The following is a 17,747-nucleotide window of genomic DNA, read 5'->3' as shown; positions in this document are numbered from 1 at the left end:
ACCGGTCGGTTGGGTCCGTCTGTTAGCTTCGGTGGCTACCCTGTGTGGATTTCTCTTTCATTTCTCTTTTGCATTTTCCACGCAGGGTGCCGCTAAAGCGCCGACCCGCCGCGACGTACGCCGGGACGGAAAATTCCCCTTCCCAAACTCCTCCATATGTCCGATACCGGGCATCCCCTACTACCTGCACCGTACGGGGCGCGGGCAGGTAGGCACACATACCATCCTCCCCCAATACTTGTGAAGGAAAACCATGGATCCCGTCACTTTGGCAACTATCCTCATCCCAGTTGCCGTTATTGTTCTTTTTATTCTGATTCGTATGTTCCGCGTCATCCCCGAATACGAGCGTGGCATCTCCTTCCGCTTCGGCCACCTGCGCTCAGAGCTGAAGCCCGGCCTGAACGTCGTCTTCCCCTTTGTTGATTCTCTGCAACGCGTTGACATGCGTGTTATCACCCTGACCATTCCCCCGCAGGAAGTCATCACCAAGGACAACGTCCCTGCCCGCGTGAACGCCGTGGTCCTCTTCCGCGTGACTAACGCTAAGAATGCTGTGCTTGAGGTTGAGAACTACCCGATTGCCACCAGCCAGATTGCGCAGACCACTCTGCGTTCCCTGCTTGGTCGCGTTGACCTAGACACCTTGCTCGCGCACCGCGAGGACCTGAACGAGGATCTGCGTTCCATCATTGGTTCGCGTACCGAGCCGTGGGGTATTCAGGTGGAGCTCGTCGAGATTAAGGACGTTGAGATTCCTGAGGCTATGCAGCGCGCCATGGCTCGTGAGGCTGAGGCTGAGCGTGAGCGCCGCGCAAAGATCATTTCGGCCCGCGGTGAGCTGGAGGCTTCGAGCGAGCTGAAGGAAGCATCCGACATTCTGAGCCAGTCCCCCGCCTCCCTGCAGCTGCGTTACCTGCAGACCCTGCTGGAGCTGGGTGCCGACCAGAACTCGACCGTGGTATTCCCGCTGCCCATGGACGTGATTGGCCCGCTCATGGGTGCGCTCAAGGGTGAGAGCAAGTAGGCGCTTCTCCCCCGAATTGCAAGCCGCAGCGGCAGATTCGCAGCGGTGAGAAACATAGAAATATCCCGTGCAGGTGAGAGTATCTGCACGGGATATTTCTATGCGGGATTTATACGCGAAACGCTTTCAAACGGAGCCCGAGAAGAAAACCCGGGAAGGAAGGCGTTTGGCCCGCCGCGGGGGTTGGATGAGGTGGTTGCGGCGGGCCAAACTTTCCTAGGTCGGCTACACACCGTAGAGGTGCGGGCGCGGCAGGTACATCAGCCAGTTGGGTGAGGGCCGGAATCCTACCGTAAACGGTTTTCACCGACGCCTTAAGCATAACCGGCACAACCGCCGAACCGGCGGCAGTCTGAGTGAAGCATCAATCACCCATCTCGCACCATGCTGAGGCAGTATTCAGCCAAAAAACCGGCACCTAAAAGCATCGGTACCTAAAGCACCTACGAGCTGGCTCCGGTACTACCCTAGCGCAGCGCCCGGCAAACTAACGCAATGCTCGGTGCGCCTGATCAAAGAACTCACGCTCGTACACGCACGCCGACAGGTACGCCCGCGCCGCACGCACACGCTGAGCCGGTGAAGCCGCCTCAAACGCACGCTCTACCTCCGCGAGGCTACGGGCCACATCCGCGGCAAAATCCTCACCACCGTACATGCTCAACCACTCCGCGTACGGGTGGTCCGCGTGATTCTGTGAGGAGAGCACAGCGCCCACCTCTTCGTACAGCCAGTAGCAGGGCAGAATCGCCGCGGCACCGACCACGTAATCATCACCGGCAGCAGAGGCACGCAGGAAATTCGTGTACCCCATCGTAATCGGCGAGGCGCCACCGAGACGCGCACGGTTCGCCAACCAGCCCTCGTGCAGCTGCGATTCGGCAGCAATCGCCTCGTGCGCACCGGCTGCCCAGTGCACCTGCGCCGCAGCGGTATCAGCACGCGCCGAGAGAGTCGCGAGCGCACGCGAATAATCACGCAGGTAGAGGGCGTCCTGGTCCAGGTAGAAGGCGAACAGGTCCTCGTCGAGGGTGCCTTCACCGAGGGCACGCACGAAGGGCAGGTCCAGAATCTGGTGCCAGGTTTCGCCACCGGCTGCCCAGAGGGCGGCGGTCCACGGACCGGCGGGCTTTACGACGGCTTTACCAGCGGGCACAGGGCTGACCGGCAGCAGACGCTCCGGGCTGGTGCCGTCAAGAGTATTGCCCTCAGAGTCGGTGGTGGCGAGCAGGTGATGCCACGGGTACGAGGAAGCGGCAGCCTCCAGACGGCGGGCACGAGCGGCGTGATCCACCGGGCCGTGGCCCTCACCGGAGCCAACCTGCAATCCGGCACCTGCGGCGATGGATTCGTGGAGCCAGCGGGTGCTCCACTGCAGGGCGCGGTGGGTGTCTTCGCTGGTCAGCTGCTGGTCTGCAGCGTGCTCTGCGGCTTCGGTATGCTGTAGCAGTTCCACGCCCAGGCGGGTTGCCAGCGAGGAGGACAGGGAGCATCCGGTGCCGTGCGTATTGCGGCTTTCCAGGCGCGGGGTACGCACATGCGCACAGGTGCCATCCGGGAAGACCGCGGTGTTACCGGCGTCCTCACCGTGCAGGTGGCCACCCTTCACAATCACGGTGGTTCCGGTATCCGCCGCAAGGTTCGCCGCCTGCTCATGAGCCTCATCAAACGTCTGGGCGGGCTCTTTCTGACAGAGCACGGCAAGCTCCGGAACGTTCGGGGTAATCACATCTACGAGCGGCACGAGGTCGCGCAGCGCTTGCTCCGCTTCCGCCTGCAACAGGCGGTCACCGCTAGAAGCAATCATGACCGGGTCGAGCACGACCACGGGCACGGGGTGCTCACTCAGCCAGGTGCGGACTGTGCGAATCGTATCTGCGTCCCCGAGCATGCCGATTTTCACGGCGTCAACGGTGACGTCATCAAAAACAGCGGCAAGCTGCGCGGTCAAAAATTCCAGGGGCGGGGTGAATACTTCGCGCACTCCGCAGGTGTTCTGGGCGACCAGTGAGGTGGTCACGCACATGCCGTAACCGCCGGAAGCGGTAATGGACTTGAGGTCCGCCTGAATGCCTGCACCGCCGGAGGGGTCGGTTCCCGCGATGGAGAGGACCCTCGGCACGTTGAGGGTTCCAACGGCGGTGTTCGTGGCGGGTGTGCTGGTGCGCACGGTAGGCTGCTCTGCCATTATCGATAATCCCTTCGCTAGTTCGAACTAGAGCAGGTTCAATGGGTGATTCTCTCAGCCTTGAGAAGCATGTACTTCACCGGGTGCACCTATCAGAAGACTTTGTGCTGGTGAAGGGGCATGGCGTCAAGGCACCCCATATCGCTCTGCCAGGTTATCACAATGATTCTCACTAGCTGAAAGTTTTGTGGGTGACAAGTGATTCTCTCCGAAATTTTCGTTTAAGCATTGCGGTACTGCACCACCACTCCAGCTCAGTTTTTCCAGCGCAGGTTTCAGCACACACCCCACCCAGAACTCGCCCATTAAAAGACAGTGCCCGGTACCGCTTTAGACAGTACCGGGCGCTATCAGACGGGCATACCTGCCGGGCTTAGGTCAGGGCGAAAATCTCTGCCGGGGAGCCCTCCGCAATGATCCTGCCCTCGTGCAACAGGACCGCACGGTCAGCCAGTGAGGCGATACGCGCATCGTGCGAAATGATTAGCACCGCACGGTTCGCCAGCACGGCACTCAGGGACTCAGTTGCGTCCGCGAGCTCCAGCTGGGTGGTGGACTCATCCAGAATCACGGCGTGCGGGTCAGCAAGCACGATACGTGCCAGTGCCAGCTGTTGAATCTGGTCGCGGGTCAGAGGCGAATCCGCGCCGCTGACGACGGTGTCCATGCCCTGCGGCAGGTCGCGCCACCAGCGGGCACCGATAGCGTCCAGTACCTCGCGCATCTGCTCGACGGTTGCATCCGGCACGACCACCGTAAAGTTATCGGCGAGAGTACCGAAGAAGACGTGTGCTTCCTGGGTGCAGACCAGCAGACGCGGGCGGCCGTCGGTGGCGGCATCGGTCGGGAAGTCGCCGTGACCCACCGGGCGACCCATCACGTTAATGGTGCCGTCCAAGGCGGTCAGCGAACCACCAATCAGACGAGCCAGGGTGGTCTTGCCCGAGCCGGATCGACCCACCAAGGCGAGCGCTTCGCCGCGGCGAATCTTCAGGTTGATGCCTTCCAGAACGAGAGCGTCCGGCGAGTAGCCGTACGAGACGTGGGAGCAGTCAACGGCATACTCCGGGTTCTTCACGGCTTCATCAGACACGGCGGCGAACGCTTCGGCGCGGTGCTGTGCACGCTCCTCACGCTGCTTCTTCGCCAAGGAGACCACGCCGAACACGCGGCCCATGTTCACGAGCATGATGCGCAGGTTGCTAACGTGGTGGTTCAGCATGTCGGCGAGGGTTCGCAGGCTGAAAACCATGACCGAGGCGGTCGCTACGGCACCCCAGCTTGCCCAGCCGAGAGCCACGCAGGCGGCGCCCCAGAGCATGCACAGAACCGTGGGGATCCAAGCGTTGATAGCGTCCACGGTGAAGTACAGCTGGCGGATGCGCACCATGCCCAGCTGCGCGGCGAACTGGCGCTTGTTCTCGCCGGCGAAGGCGTCCTCGCGGGCGGTGTGAACGCCCAGCTCACGGATCGTGGATGTGCCGCGAATATTCTCGGTCAGCACGCTGTTGAGGTCGCTCACGCGCTCCTGGGTGGCCTGGTTGCGTGCCGCCATGAGCGGTAGCATCTTCGACATAATGAGCGCCAGACCGGCAATCATGGGCAGCATGATCAGGCCCATTGCTGGGCTCACAAACGCCAGAGAGATCGTGGAAACCAGGAAGTACAGAATCACGTAGATTGCACCGAGAAGGTCTGTGCTGACAGCGTTTGCTGCCGAGGACAGGTCGTCGGTCACGCGGGTGAGCAGGTCGCCGCTACCGGCTTCTTCCACGGTGCGTGCGTCCAGATCGAGGGTGCCGTCGAGGGTGTCCTGGTTGGCGTCACGGGTGACGAGTGCACCTAGTCGGGCCGCACTGTACGAGGAGACCATGAGGGTTATCGCCTGCACGATGAACGCCGCCAGGATAATCAGAATCGGCTGCCACGGGTAGCTGGAGAACTTGCCCGCCACCACGTCGTCCACAGTGGCACCAATCTGCAGGGGCACCACCGCACCCATGAGGGTGCTGACCATGTAGATGACGAAGGTGTAGAGGGCCCGCCCCTTATGCACTGCGAGGTAGTTCCACATGCGGCGTGCCACATAAGCGGGGGTTTCGATGGGGAGCTGCTTTGCCATGCTAGTTCACCTCCTGATTCTGAGTGGTTTCCGGGTAGCCGTCGCGTTCCATGCGGCGGGTCGTCTCCGCGGTCGTGGAGACAACGTAGACCTGCTCCAAATCCTGTAGCAGGCCGGGATAACCGACGGGCAGGCGGTCGCTACCGATTTGGGTTTCCATCGCATCGTAGATGTAGCGCTGGCTGGGTTCGTCCACGGAGTTCAGCGGCTCAGTCAGGATGAGCACCTGCGCATCCTGTGCGAGCGCACGGGCGAGTGCCAGACGCTGACGCTGACCACCGGAGAGGTTCGCGCCTTCACTGGTGATGCGGGCGGCGAAGTAGTCTTCGGGGTTGCGTCCGCCCAGTCGGTAGGCGATTTCGCGGGAGTCGGTAATCTTCAGCAGCTCCTGGTCCTTTGCCTGTGCCAGCTCCTCGTCGGGGTTCGGCACGGTGCCCAGGCGCAGGTGCTCCTGCAGGGTTCCGGCGAAAATCATGGGGTTCGGCTCGCTCAGCAGCACGCGGCGGCCGGTAGCGTCCTTGAGGTCCTCTCCCCCACGTCGCAGGGTGCGGGCAAGCGCCTCGGCGTAGTCTTGCGCGGTGAGGTTGTAGTCGCGCGGGTTGACGTACACGATGCGCGGGTTGCTAGCGCCGGTGGGAGCGACGGGTACGGACACCTCAAAGGTGCTCGCCTCGACTGCCTGTACGGCGCGTGCCAGCTGCGCCATTTCTTCATCGGTGCGCGGGCTCTTCAGCACGCCCTGGCGTACGCCCGCGTGACCTTCGAGGCGGGCGACCTTGGCGAGCGCAATCTTGGCGTATCGCCATGCGGTGAGGAAGTTCTGGGTAATCCAGATGGGGCCGCCCATCATCGCGATAATGGAGGCGACGGTCACCAGGGACGCAGCGGGCGTGTCGGAGACCCAGCGGCCGTTTTCGACGTGGCCGGTGAGGGCGAAGCCGATGCCGAGCAGGGTGACGGCACCGCCGAGCAGTGCGCGGATGAGGTACATCCAGCGGTGCGTCTTTTCGTAGCGCATGTAGCTGTCGAAGACTTCGGCGGTGCCGCGGTGGTAGCGTTCACGTATCTGTTCTTCGGCGCCGAGGCCGGCGATGGTGCGCAGACCGGTGGCGATGTCGGAGGCGCGTGAGGAGGCTTCGCCGTCCTTTTCGCGGTATTCGCCAATCTTGGATTCGAGGAAGGTCGAGTACCAGGCGATGACGACGACCACAATGAGCGTGCCGATAAGGGTGACGACCGCAGTGACGGGGTTGATGAGCCAGAGCTGCACGGCACCGAGGGTCGCGATGATCATGGCGTTAACGAATAGCGGCAGTGAGAAGTAGACGTCCGTAATGCGGCGTACATCTTTGTTCATGACCGTGACCGCTTCGCCGGAGTCTACGCTGGCTCGGGTTTTGCCCATGAGCCGGTTGATGTAGATGCGCCAATCGCGGCCGAGTTCTGCACTGAGGGTCATGGAGGTACCCCAGCCGAAGAACTCGTTAATCACGATGAAGGTGATGGATGCGACAACTACCCAGAACATGGGCCAGGCGTCGGTGGCTTTTCCTGCGATGTACTGGTTGATGAATTGACCTACCATGACGGGAATCAGGATTGCGCCGATACCTGCGGTAGCTTCACCCACGATGGGGATTGCCCAGCGGTGCCAGGGGTATTTGTGTCCGGGCGCAGTGACACGCAGGGCGAGGCGCTTTTTGAGGGCTTCCTCTTCGGCCTTGCGCAGTTCGCTGCCGGTTATTTCCTGTGCAGATTTTTTCTGAGCGGCTTTTTCCTGCGTAGTTTTGTTATGCATGGATTCTTCATGCGTAGATTCTTCACGCGCAACGTTTTCTTGTGCCTTGTCATCATTGCATTCAGTCATTCAACGTTTCTCCTTTCTCTTACCCTATTCCTTTATCAATGTGGCACGCAACACTAAGAGTGTATTAGGTGGGGTGTGTCGTTATTTATGCAACGTATTTTGGGGCGTGTATCAACCGCACGGTATGAGCCGGCGTCAATCGGAGGACTTGAACCTAGGTGGCAATTTATACGACATGGAGGTCTGTGTTTTCGACCTTCTAAGCACCAAGTTTTTGCACCACTGCACTTTTAGTGCTTTGTTCTACACTACACGAATTTTGGGAATTCCCGCTTTAGCGCGGCACCGCACCTCCGGAACGCTCCGCAAAGGAACCGCAACCACCCTGCAAAGATGCAGCGAACACCCCGCAAACACTCCGCGAGTACCCGTTTGTTCCCTCGTAACGATAACGCCCCCGCACCCGCGCTATTCCCGATAGACTGGAATCCTCATGAGTATTTTGAATTTTCTTTCTCCCACGCTGGGTGAGAATCCCGGCGACTACAATCGACGCGATTTTAAGAGCAACCCCCTCACCGCCGAAGAAATCTATGAATCCTTCACCGAGTGGATTTCGACCCGGGGCATGACCCTGTACACCGCCCAGGACGAGGCTGTTCTGAGCATTGCCGCCGGACATAACGTGGTGCTGGCAACCCCGACCGGTTCGGGTAAGTCCACTGTGGCTGTTGCCGCGCATTTTACGGGCCTGGCAACCGGTCAGCGCTCCTACTATACCGCCCCCATTAAGGCGCTGGTGTCTGAGAAGTTCTTTGATCTGATCAATATTTTTGGTGCCGAGAACGTGGGCATGATTACCGGCGACTCCGCCATTAATACGGAGGCGCCCATTATCTGCTGCACCGCGGAGATTCTCGCCAATATTGCCCTGCGCGAGGGTAAGGATGCGGACCTCTGCCAGGTCATTATGGACGAGTTCCATTTCTACTCTGACCCGCAGCGCGGCTGGGCGTGGCAGCTTCCCCTGCTGGAGCTTCCGCAGGCGCAGTTCCTGCTGATGAGCGCGACCCTGGGCGATACGACTCGCTTCCAGGAGGAGATGACGGCGCTGACCGGTCGTGAGAGTGACCTGGTGGCGCATTCTGAGCGTCCTATTCCGTTGCATTTCTACTACTCCACCACCCCGGTTCAGGAGACGGTGCAGGAGCTCGTGCAGACCAAGCAGACTCCGGTCTATATTGTGCATTTCTCGCAGAAGGCGGCGCTGGAGCAGGCGAATGCGCTGCTGTCGGTGGCTATTGCCTCGAAGGAAGATAAGGAACGCATCGCGGAGCTGATTGCGAAGTTCCGTTTCGGTCCGGGCTTTGGTAAGGCACTGAATAAGCTGGTGCGTGCCGGTATCGGTATTCACCACGCGGGTATGCTACCCAAGTACCGCCGCCTGGTGGAGCAACTGGCTCAGGAGGGCCTGCTCAAGGTGATTTGCGGTACCGACACCCTGGGTGTGGGTATTAACGTTCCCATCCGTACCGTGCTGATTACGGCGCTGTCGAAGTTTGATGGTGCCCGCAGCCGTCGTCTGCGCGCCCGCGAGTTCCACCAGATTGCTGGACGCGCCGGCCGCGCCGGTTTTGATACCGCCGGCACCGTGGTGGTTCAGGCACCCGAGCACGATATTGAGAATGCTCGCCTGCTGGCTAAGGCTCAGGCGAAGTTCGGTGACGACACTAAGCGCATTAACCAGTCACTGTCCTCCAAGCGTAAGAAGGCACCGGAAGGCTTCGTTGGCTGGTCCGAGAAGACTTTTGACCAGCTGGTAGAAGCCGCCCCGGAGCCGCTAACCTCTTCCTTCGACATCACCCACTCGATGCTGCTGAACCTGATGCACCGCCCGGAGAACCCGGTCGTTGCCGCGTACCGCATCATCCAGCAGAACCACGAGAGCCCTGCGCGCCGCCGCGAGCTGCTGCGCAAGGCAATCGGTATCTACAAGGAGCTGCTGACCGGCGGCGTGATTGAGCGAACCAACACCCCGGACGAGCACGGCTCCTACCTGCGCCTGACCGAGGATTTGCAGGATAACTTTGCCCTGAACCAGCCGCTGTCCGCTTTTGCGGTCGCCGCACTGGAACTGCTCGACCCCGAATCCCCCAGCTACGCGCTGGACGCGCTCTCCCTCATCGAGGCGACCCTGGAATCGCCGAACCAGGTGCTGTACGCGCAGGAACGCAAGGCAAAGAACGAGCTGTCGGCACAGCTGAAGGCGGACGGTGTGGACTACACCGAACGCATGAACGAGCTGGACAAGGTCACCTACCCGCAGCCTCTGGCGGAGCTCATTGAGCAGGCGTACACGACCTACAAGCAGTCCGCACCGTGGGTGGCTCGTTTTGAGCCGCGGCCCAAATCGATTGTGCGTGACATGTACGAACGCGCGATGGGCTTCAATGACTTCGTGCAGTACTACTCGCTGGAACGTGCCGAGGGCGTGTTTCTGCGCTACCTCTCTGACGCGTACAAGGCGCTACGCCACACCATCCCTGATTCTGCCGTAACCGACGAGCTCGACGACATTATCGCGTGGCTCGGCGAGCTCGTGCGCCAGACCGACTCCTCCCTGGTGGATGAGTGGGAGAAGCTAGCTGCCGGCGAAGACACCGCCACCATTGCCGCCGAGCACGCCTCCATCGAGGAGGAAGAGCCTCCCGCCGTGACGAAGAACCTGCGCGCCTTCCGTGTGATGGTGCGCAATGCCCTGTTCCGCAGAGTGGAGCTCTTCGCTGAGGAGCGTGACCGCGCCCTGGGCGCCCTGGACGAGTGGTGCGGCTGGGATGCCGACCGCTGGGCGGACGCTATGGACGACTACTTCGACGTCTACGACGACATCTACACGGACGCCGATGCGCGCTCGCCTCGCCTGGTCAGCATGGATGAGGACACCGCCGCGCATCCGGGCGTGTGGAAGGTTCAGCAGAGCTTCGCCGATCCCGAAGACAACTTTGACTTCGGTATTCGTGCCGAGGTTGATTTGGTTGCCTCCGATGAGGCTGGGTACCCGGTATTGAAGATTCTGAGCGTGGGCGAGTTCTAAGACTCCGAATGAAACTCCGTCCGAGGCTCAGCCACGATGTTGCCCGTAGTGGGCTAGAATACAGAGTATCTATCTATTTGAATGAAAGAAGGTTCACCGTTGACCGTTTCTTCGCTTCCCAAGGTTGAGTACCGCAAGGGTTCGGTCGTCAAGCACGACGGCTACGAGATTACCGACCACTGGTTCCAGGTTCCCCTGACCCACGGTCTGATTTTCTCCAAGGGCAAGGATGCCGCTCTCTCCTCCCGTTTCGCGGACCAGACCATCACCGTGTTCGCCCGCGAGGTCGTGAGCATCAACGAGACTCTGACCGTTTCGGCTGATAAGCGTCCTTACATTGTGTACCTGCAGGGCGGCCCCGGTTTCGGTTCGCCGAAGACCGGCTCCATTGGCGGCTGGATTGCTGAGCTGGCGAAGACTCACCGCGTGATTCTTCTGGATCAGCGCGGTACCGGCATGTCTTCCCCGCTGTCTGCTCGCAACATCACCGCTGTGGGTGACCCGCAGGTTCAGGCTGAGTACACGGAGCTGTTCCGGGCGGATTCCATCATTGCTGACGCTGAGGCTGTCCGCGAGGTGCTGCTCGCTAACCGTGCAGACAAGCGCTGGTCCACCATTGGTCAGTCCTTCGGTGGCTTCCTGACTCTGTCCTACCTGTCGTTCGCACCTCAGTCGCTGCGTGACTGCCGCATCACTGCGGGTCTGGCACCGATTCGTACCTCCGTGGATAACGTCTACCAGCACACCTTCGACCGAATGAAGGAACGTGTTGAGGAGTACTACAGCTGGTTCCCCGAGGATGCTGAGCTCGCCACCCGCATCGCTGAGCACCTACGCACCCACAAGGAGTACCTGCCCACCGGTGAGCGTCTGACCGATCACCGCTTCCAGATGGCTGGCCACTTCCTGGGTGGCCGCTGGCGTGAGCGCGGTCTGCACTACTTCCTGGAGACCGCTTTCGCCGAGGGTAACGACCACCTCTCCGATCAGTTCCTGACCGCTATGGGTGCCGAGGTAACCTTCCAGGCGAACCCGCTGTACGCCCTGATGCACGAGACCATTTACGCTGACGGCCCCGCTGACGGCGTTCTGCCCGGCATCCCCGGCTACGAGCTGTCCCCCTCCCCCGCACCGACCAACTGGTCTGCTGCTCGCGTGGCGGCTTCCCGCCCCGAGTTCGCACCGGATGCGGATCGTCTGCTCTTCACCGGCGAGCACATCTTCCCCTGGTACTACGAGGAGGATCCCTCGCTGCGTCCGCTGGCTGAGGTTGCTAACCTGCTGGCTGAGAAGAAGGACTGGGGTCGCCTGTACGACCACGCACAGCTGCATAAGAACGAGGTTTCCGTAGTGGCTGCGGCGTACAACCCGGACGTGTACGTGGACTTTGAGCACTCCATGGAGACCGCTCGATGGGTCGGTAACACTCAGGTGTGGACCTCGAAGACCCACCACCACGACGGTTTCGGTTCTGACTCTCTGACCATTCTGGGTCACCTGAAGAACATGCTGGCTGAGGTGCACAACCAGTAAAACTTTCAAGATAGCGAAAGCCCCTCACCCCGGTTAATCCGGTGTGAGGGGCTTTCGTGTGAGCGCTTAGCCTGGTGAGGCTACAGGCTCAGTAACTACTTGGAGGAAGAGTGCGCATCCTGTGCGGTGCGGGCACGCATCACGAGGGTGTGGTACTCGTCTTCCTTCTCGATCAGCTCTTCACGCAGCTTGGCGGGAATGGCGTTGAGCTTCTCGGTTTCCTGTTGCCAGCGGACGGTGATGTCTGCACGCTCGGCGGCGGGTGCGTCCTCGGGCAGTGCCAGGTACTTCTCGGAGAGCGCCTGAACACGCTGGATGGTCTGCAGTGCGCGGCCCTTGGGGCTGAGCAGCGAAGCAAGCACGGTAATGATTAGAACGCCCACAATGACCATCAGCGACATTTCGGTGCTGATTTCGACCACGTGCACGGGCTCGCCGTGGTTAATGAACGGCAGGTTGTTCTCGTGCATTGCGTGCAGGATGAGCTTCGCACCAATGAACGCGAGGATGGTCGCCAGGCCGTAGGAGAGGTAGATGAGGCGGTCCAGCAGACCGTCAATAAGGAAGTACAGCTGGCGCAGACCCATAAGTGAGAATGCGGTCGCAGTAAACACAATGTAGACGGACTGGGTGAGGCCGAAGATCGCGGGGATCGAGTCGAGTGCGAAGAGCAGGTCGGAACCGGCGATAGCGGCCATGACGAGCATCATGGGGGTCATGACACGCTTGCCGTTTTCGATGGTGAAGAGCTTGTCGCCGTCGAAGTGGTCGCTGGTCTTCAGGTACTTCTTGGCGAGGCGGACCATAATGTTGTCTGCTTCGTCGTCACCGTCGCCGTCGGTGATTTCATCCTTGAGCAGGTTACCTGCGGTCATGAGCAGGATCAGTCCGAAGAGGTAAAACACCCAGGCGAAGGAGTTGATGAATGCTGCGCCGGCAAAGATGAAGGAGCCACGCGCCAGGATCGCAAAGACGATACCGAAGAGCAGGACCTTCTGCTGATTCTCACGGGTGACACGGAAGGTGCCCATAATGATCATGAAGACGAAGAGGTTATCGACCGAGAGAGCTTCTTCGGTGATGTAGCCTGCGTAGAATTCGGTAGCGGCGGAGGGGCCGTTCGTCACGAAAATGTACAGACCAAACAGCAGCGCGATGCTGATGTAAATACTCGACCAGATGGCCGCTTCCTTGACGGTGGGTTCGTGCGCCTTACGGACGTGGAACACGAAGTCGAAGGCCAATAGACCCGCGATGATGAGAATAGTAACCAACCATTGCAACCCGGTAACTTCCATGGGGAGCCTTTCTTGTGGTGTGCGTACAGGACCACAAGTCTCTCCCGCCGACCTGAATGGAGGTCGGCTCGATTCACCGGTTAGACGCCTTCGGCTAACGTGCTGACGATGAGTCGATTGGTGGGATACTCCCTTGCTCGGTGAACGATTATACAGCAGGTTGGGGTTTTTACGCAGGAGCCCCTCCGGGAGAACTTTCAGGAGCGAGATGTACCGAAACGCCGCATCCGGCAGGGGTGACCTGACGGATGCGGCGTTTCGGGTGATGAATAAGCACTGCCTAGTTGGGGGTCTAGCTGGCGACGCTATGAGTTGGCGCTGTTACTAGTTGGCAACGGTGAAGCGGCGGCCCGCGTGCTTAGGCTCTTCTACCTCATCAATCAGGGCGACAGCAAAATCCTCGGCGCTAACGAACTCGCCTGCGGGGGTGTCCAGTGTGGTGTTGTACTTGCCGGTGCGCTCACCCGGTGCGATTTCAAACGCCGGGGAGAGCATGGTCCAGTTCAGACCCTCGGATGCGCGGTAATCGTCGAGAATCTGCGCGAACGCCTTCGCCTCGGGCTTGTACTCTTCCGGGAAGCCTTCGCTATCAACGAAACGGTTGCCGTTGCCGTCCTCAAGGGAGCCAGCACCACCGACGACCAGCAGTCGACCGGTAGGTGCTGCCGCGATTAGCGCACGGTGTGCGTCGATGACCGGCTGCGCGGAGGTGCCGCGACCGCCCGGAACGGCGACGATGGTGACGTCGTGATTGTTGACGATGTCGACCAGTGCCGCGGTATCTGTAAGGTCGATGCTGCGGGCGGTGGTGCCTTCGGGTGCCTTGCCGGAGCGGGTGTATGCATCGACCTGGTGGCCGCGGGAGATTGCTTCTGCTGCGGTGTGTGCGCCGACCATGCCGGTTGCGCCGATGATTGCGATGTTCATGAGGGGTTCTTTTCGGGTAGGTCTTCTGTAGTTTTTCTTGCGGTGTTCCGCGTAATGGTTTTATAGTATCTATTAGAAACCGGGTACCTCAAGGTAACTATTGGAGATGCGTAGAAAATATTTAAAAATATTTTTCGCCCCCCCTCTCCACCCCTAAAACAGCCCCTTGGCAGATTGAAAAGACAGCAGCTATGACCACCCCGCTCACCTCCCCCACACACGAAACTGCAGTAAGCACCTGCACCCAGAAGGACGACCTGCGCGCCAATATTCTCACCAGCGCCTGCCCCTCCCGCACCGTGATGCGCCACCTCACCGACCGGTGGACCCCGCTCATTGTTGCGGTGCTCTCCGAACAGCCCGTCGCCCGCTTCGGCGAACTCAAGGTAAGTATTCAGGGTGTCTCCCCCAAGGTCCTCACCCAGACCCTGCGCTCCATGGAACGTGACGGCCTGGTAGAACGTCGGGTCACCGCATCCATTCCGCCGCGCGTGGACTACGAACTGACCGCGCTCGGTATGACCCTCATTGAGCCGATGTCCGCCCTGCGCCACTGGGCGCAGGACAATATGCAGGCGGTACTCGAAGCCCGCAAGCGCTACGACGCCACCGCACTAGAGAACGGCGACGTGTAAAAGGCGCAACGTAAAAAAGTACAGCATAGAGCGGCATAGTATATAAAAACGCAGTGTAGAGAGGCACCGCACAGCTCAATACCGTACAGCAACCCCATATCAAAGTAACCCTCCCCGTGAACTATTACGGGGAAGGCTACTTCTATATTTCATTCTATGAGGAGACCATGTTGAAGGTCGGCGGGGTGAAAGCAATCGCGTTTACCTGCTTGTTGGTATCCACTGTGCCGTTCTCATGAATCATCGGGACGGTAATAACCACCTCAAACTGGTACATGCCTTCCATGAGCTTATCGCCACACAGCGCAAAACGCGCGGAGATGTCCGTCGCTTGATCATTCATGCTCGATGCAAACGGAATGACCTGCCCCCGAACGGTCTGAGTCTTGCCGTTGCGGGTCATGACGGCCGCCTTACCGGTCGGGTCAGTGGTGAAGATCTGACGGTCAATGATTTCACCATGGGTAAAGTCTGGCCCCTGAACCGCCTTGCAATCATCAGCCGAAACAGCGAATACGGGCACCGCCGTGGAGTCAGCAATAGCGGGCACAGCCCAGAGTGCGCCGCGGGTGAGGTTGCGGCGGGTAACAAAACGAGCTCCCGTAGTGTGTGCGTCTGGAGATTGATTCACAGTAGTCGCAGATTTTTCTTCGTCGTTCAGAAACATCAAGGTGTTATTTGACACGTAAAATACCTTGATAGTCTACATCATGTATCTGCACCCAGTGGAAGTTCATGAACGATAAGTTACCTCATGGCGAAAAACCCAAGTCGGGACCCTAAACACCGGGCTTAGAACACCGGGTTTAGGCGTGACCCGCCTCCTTCATCAGGCGCAACTCCTTCTTCAAATCGGCAAGCTCATCACGCAGACGTGCCGCCAACTCAAATTGCAAGTTCTCCGCCGCCACGCGCATCTGCTCGCTCATCTGCTCAATCAAATCCAGCAGGTCCTCGGCAGGTGCCGCCGCCAGGCCGTCGGCACGAACACGCGCCTCCGCACGGGCGAGAAGCTCCTCCGACTCCAGGGTGCTCGTGGCAATCTTCGACGAGGTCGCAGAACCGGTCTTCACACCCGCACTCACCGTCCGGGCACCCTTCTTACCGCTCTTCCGCAACTGCAGAAGCTCGCGGGTATCCTCTTCCTCGCGGGCGAGAACATCCGTAATATCGGCAATCTTCTTACGCAGCGGCTGCGGGTCAATACCGTGCTCACGGTTGTACGCCTGCTGAATCTCGCGGCGGCGGTTCGTCTCATCAATCGCCACACGCATAGAATCCGTAATCTTATCCGCGTACATATGCACCTGACCGGATACATTACGCGCCGCACGACCAATCGTCTGAATCAGCGAAGTGGTCGAACGCAGGAAGCCTTCCTTATCGGCATCCAGAATCGCAACCAGAGACACCTCAGGCAGGTCCAGCCCCTCACGCAACAGGTTAATACCAACCAGCACATCAAAGGTGCCCAGGCGCAACTCACGCAGAAGCTCCACACGGCGCAACGTATCAACGTCAGAATGCAGATACTGCACCTTCACGCCATGCTGCAGTAGGTACTCCGTCAAATCCTCTGCCATGCGCTTGGTGAGGGTCGTAACCAGCACACGCTCATCACGCTCAACGCGCACGCGAATCTCCTCAAGCAAATCATCAATCTGCCCCTTGGTCGGCTTAACCACAATCTCCGGGTCAATCAGGCCGGTCGGGCGAATAATCTGCTCCACATAACCATCAGCCTGCGACAGCTCATACTTGCCGGGGGTTGCCGAGAGGTAAATCGTCTGACCGATGCGCTCCAGGAACTCCTCCCATTTCAGCGGGCGGTTATCCATCGCCGACGGCAGACGGAAACCGTGTTCCACCAGGGTGCGCTTACGGGACATATCACCCTCATACATGGCACCAATCTGCGGGACCGTCACGTGTGACTCGTCAATAATTAGTAGGAAATCATCCGGGAAATAATCCAACAGACAGTTCGGGGCGCTGCCGGGGGCACGACCGTCAATATGGCGCGAGTAGTTCTCAATGCCATTGCAGAAGCCCATCTGCTCCATCATTTCCAGGTCGTAGGTGGTGCGCATGCGCAGACGCTGCGCCTCCAGCAGCTTGCCCTGGGATTCGAGGGTCTGCAGGCGCTCGCGCAGCTCATCCTCAATGGAGGTAATAGCCTTCGCCATACGCTCAGCACCGGCGACGTAGTGGCTTGCGGGGAAGACATACATTTCTTCTTCCTCGCGAATTACCTCGCCGGTCAGCGGGTGCAGGGTGTAAATCGCCTCAATCTCATCACCGAAGAACTCAATGCGGATTGCGTTCTCCTCGTACATGGGGATGATTTCGACGGTATCGCCGCGCACACGGAACGTGCCGCGGTGAAAGTCCATGTCGTTACGCGCGTACTGCATCGCCACGAACTGACGCAGCAGCTCATCGCGGTCAATCTCCTCACCGCGACGCAGAGTCACCATCTGCTCAATGTACTCCTCGGGCGTACCCAGACCATAAATGCAGGACACGGTCGCAACCACCACCACGTCACGGCGAGTCAGCAGGGAATTCGTCGCCGAGTGGCGCAGACGCTCCACTTCCTCATTGATGGAGGAGTCCTTCTCAATGAACGTATCGGTCTGCGGCACGTACGCCTCAGGCTGGTAGTAGTCGTAGTACGAGACGAAATACTCCACCGCATTATTCGGCAGCAGCTCGCGCAGCTCATTCGCCAGCTGCGCCGCCAGAGTTTTATTCTGCACGAGCACCAGAGTCGGACGCTGCACTGCCTCAATCAGCCAGGCTGCGGTCGCGGACTTACCGGTACCGGTAGCGCCCATCAGCACAATGTCCTTCTCACCGTTCTGCACACGCTCGGTGAGCTCGGCGATAGCCTTCGGCTGATCACCGGCAGGCTGGAAGGGGCTGACTACTTCAAAGGGGGCAACAACACGGTTAATTTCAGGTGCGTAACTCATGTATCCATCCTAGGGGAAAGCCGCCCGATGTGCCCTCGGATTGGTCGCCCTTTTCTACTGGCGCAATAGTCCAGACACGACAGGTAACAAGCCATCACCATGAAAGTGCCCAAGTTCATAAAAGAGGTAGCGCAAAAGATA

The 17,747-nt window shown here is 59.6% G+C and carries 11 protein-coding genes; 4 read left to right on the top strand and 7 right to left on the bottom strand.

The genetic code is table 11. The annotated features are described in order from the left end of the window. Nucleotides 1-253: 253 nt before the first annotated feature. Entirely contained in the window at nucleotides 254-1,027 is a 774-nt protein-coding gene (locus QFX05_RS02755; protein ID WP_279740714.1) for a slipin family protein, read from the top strand. Between the two features lie 487 nt (nucleotides 1,028-1,514). On the opposite strand, the gene QFX05_RS02750 is transcribed toward QFX05_RS02755, so the two are convergent. The 3 genes from QFX05_RS02750 to QFX05_RS02740 form a co-directional block, all read right to left on the bottom strand. After that, complete coding sequence (locus QFX05_RS02750; RefSeq protein ID WP_279740712.1) at nucleotides 1,515-3,215, bottom strand: bifunctional hydroxymethylpyrimidine kinase/phosphomethylpyrimidine kinase; 1,701 nt, start codon at nucleotides 3,213-3,215, stop codon at nucleotides 1,515-1,517. Between the two features lie 373 nt (nucleotides 3,216-3,588). Beyond that, nucleotides 3,589-5,337 carry an ABC transporter ATP-binding protein gene (locus QFX05_RS02745; protein ID WP_279740710.1) on the bottom strand — a complete coding sequence of 583 codons (1,749 nt, stop codon included), beginning with the start codon at nucleotides 5,335-5,337 and terminating at the stop codon, nucleotides 3,589-3,591. A gap of 1 nt (nucleotide 5,338) precedes the next feature. After that, a complete protein-coding gene (locus QFX05_RS02740) occupies nucleotides 5,339-7,204 on the bottom strand; it encodes an ABC transporter ATP-binding protein (RefSeq protein WP_279740709.1) in 1,866 nt (621 codons plus the stop codon). A gap of 433 nt (nucleotides 7,205-7,637) precedes the next feature. Here QFX05_RS02740 and QFX05_RS02735 point away from each other — a divergent pair, with 433 nt between their 5' ends. Together QFX05_RS02735 and QFX05_RS02730 are read left to right on the top strand one after the other, a co-directional pair. Continuing rightward, the gene (locus tag QFX05_RS02735; protein WP_279740707.1) at nucleotides 7,638-10,238 is read left to right on the top strand and encodes a DEAD/DEAH box helicase; all 2,601 of its coding nucleotides are present in this window, start codon (nucleotides 7,638-7,640) and stop codon (nucleotides 10,236-10,238) included. Between the two features lie 81 nt (nucleotides 10,239-10,319). Continuing rightward, a complete protein-coding gene (locus tag QFX05_RS02730; RefSeq protein WP_459550491.1) occupies nucleotides 10,320-11,771 on the top strand; it encodes an alpha/beta fold hydrolase in 1,452 nt (483 codons plus the stop codon). A 95-nt stretch (nucleotides 11,772-11,866) separates the two neighbouring features. On the opposite strand, the gene QFX05_RS02725 is transcribed toward QFX05_RS02730, so the two are convergent. Then, on the bottom strand, nucleotides 11,867-13,069 hold the full coding sequence (locus QFX05_RS02725) for a TerC family protein (RefSeq protein WP_279740704.1): 1,203 nt from the start codon (nucleotides 13,067-13,069) through the stop codon (nucleotides 11,867-11,869). Nucleotides 13,070-13,393: 324 nt separating this feature from the next. Further along, nucleotides 13,394-13,996, bottom strand: a complete 603-nt coding sequence (locus QFX05_RS02720) for an NAD(P)-dependent oxidoreductase (protein WP_279740703.1) — start codon at nucleotides 13,994-13,996, stop codon at nucleotides 13,394-13,396. A gap of 191 nt (nucleotides 13,997-14,187) precedes the next feature. Between QFX05_RS02720 and QFX05_RS02715 the strand changes: the two genes are divergently transcribed. After that, nucleotides 14,188-14,631, top strand: coding sequence for a winged helix-turn-helix transcriptional regulator (locus tag QFX05_RS02715; RefSeq protein ID WP_348635930.1), 444 nt, complete (start codon nucleotides 14,188-14,190; stop codon nucleotides 14,629-14,631). Between the two features lie 154 nt (nucleotides 14,632-14,785). Here QFX05_RS02715 and QFX05_RS02710 read toward each other — a convergent pair whose 3' ends face one another. Next, complete coding sequence (locus QFX05_RS02710; protein ID WP_279740702.1) at nucleotides 14,786-15,316, bottom strand: hypothetical protein; 531 nt, start codon at nucleotides 15,314-15,316, stop codon at nucleotides 14,786-14,788. A gap of 121 nt (nucleotides 15,317-15,437) precedes the next feature. Then, on the bottom strand, nucleotides 15,438-17,606 hold the full coding sequence (gene uvrB, locus QFX05_RS02705; protein ID WP_279740701.1) for an excinuclease ABC subunit UvrB: 2,169 nt from the start codon (nucleotides 17,604-17,606) through the stop codon (nucleotides 15,438-15,440). Nucleotides 17,607-17,747 lie beyond the last annotated feature (141 nt).

Origin of the sequence: Rothia similimucilaginosa (assembly GCF_029850875.1) — a bacterium.
Taxonomy (GTDB): Bacteria; Actinomycetota; Actinomycetes; order Actinomycetales; family Micrococcaceae; genus Rothia.
This window is presented reverse-complemented; position numbering and strand designations above follow the sequence as displayed.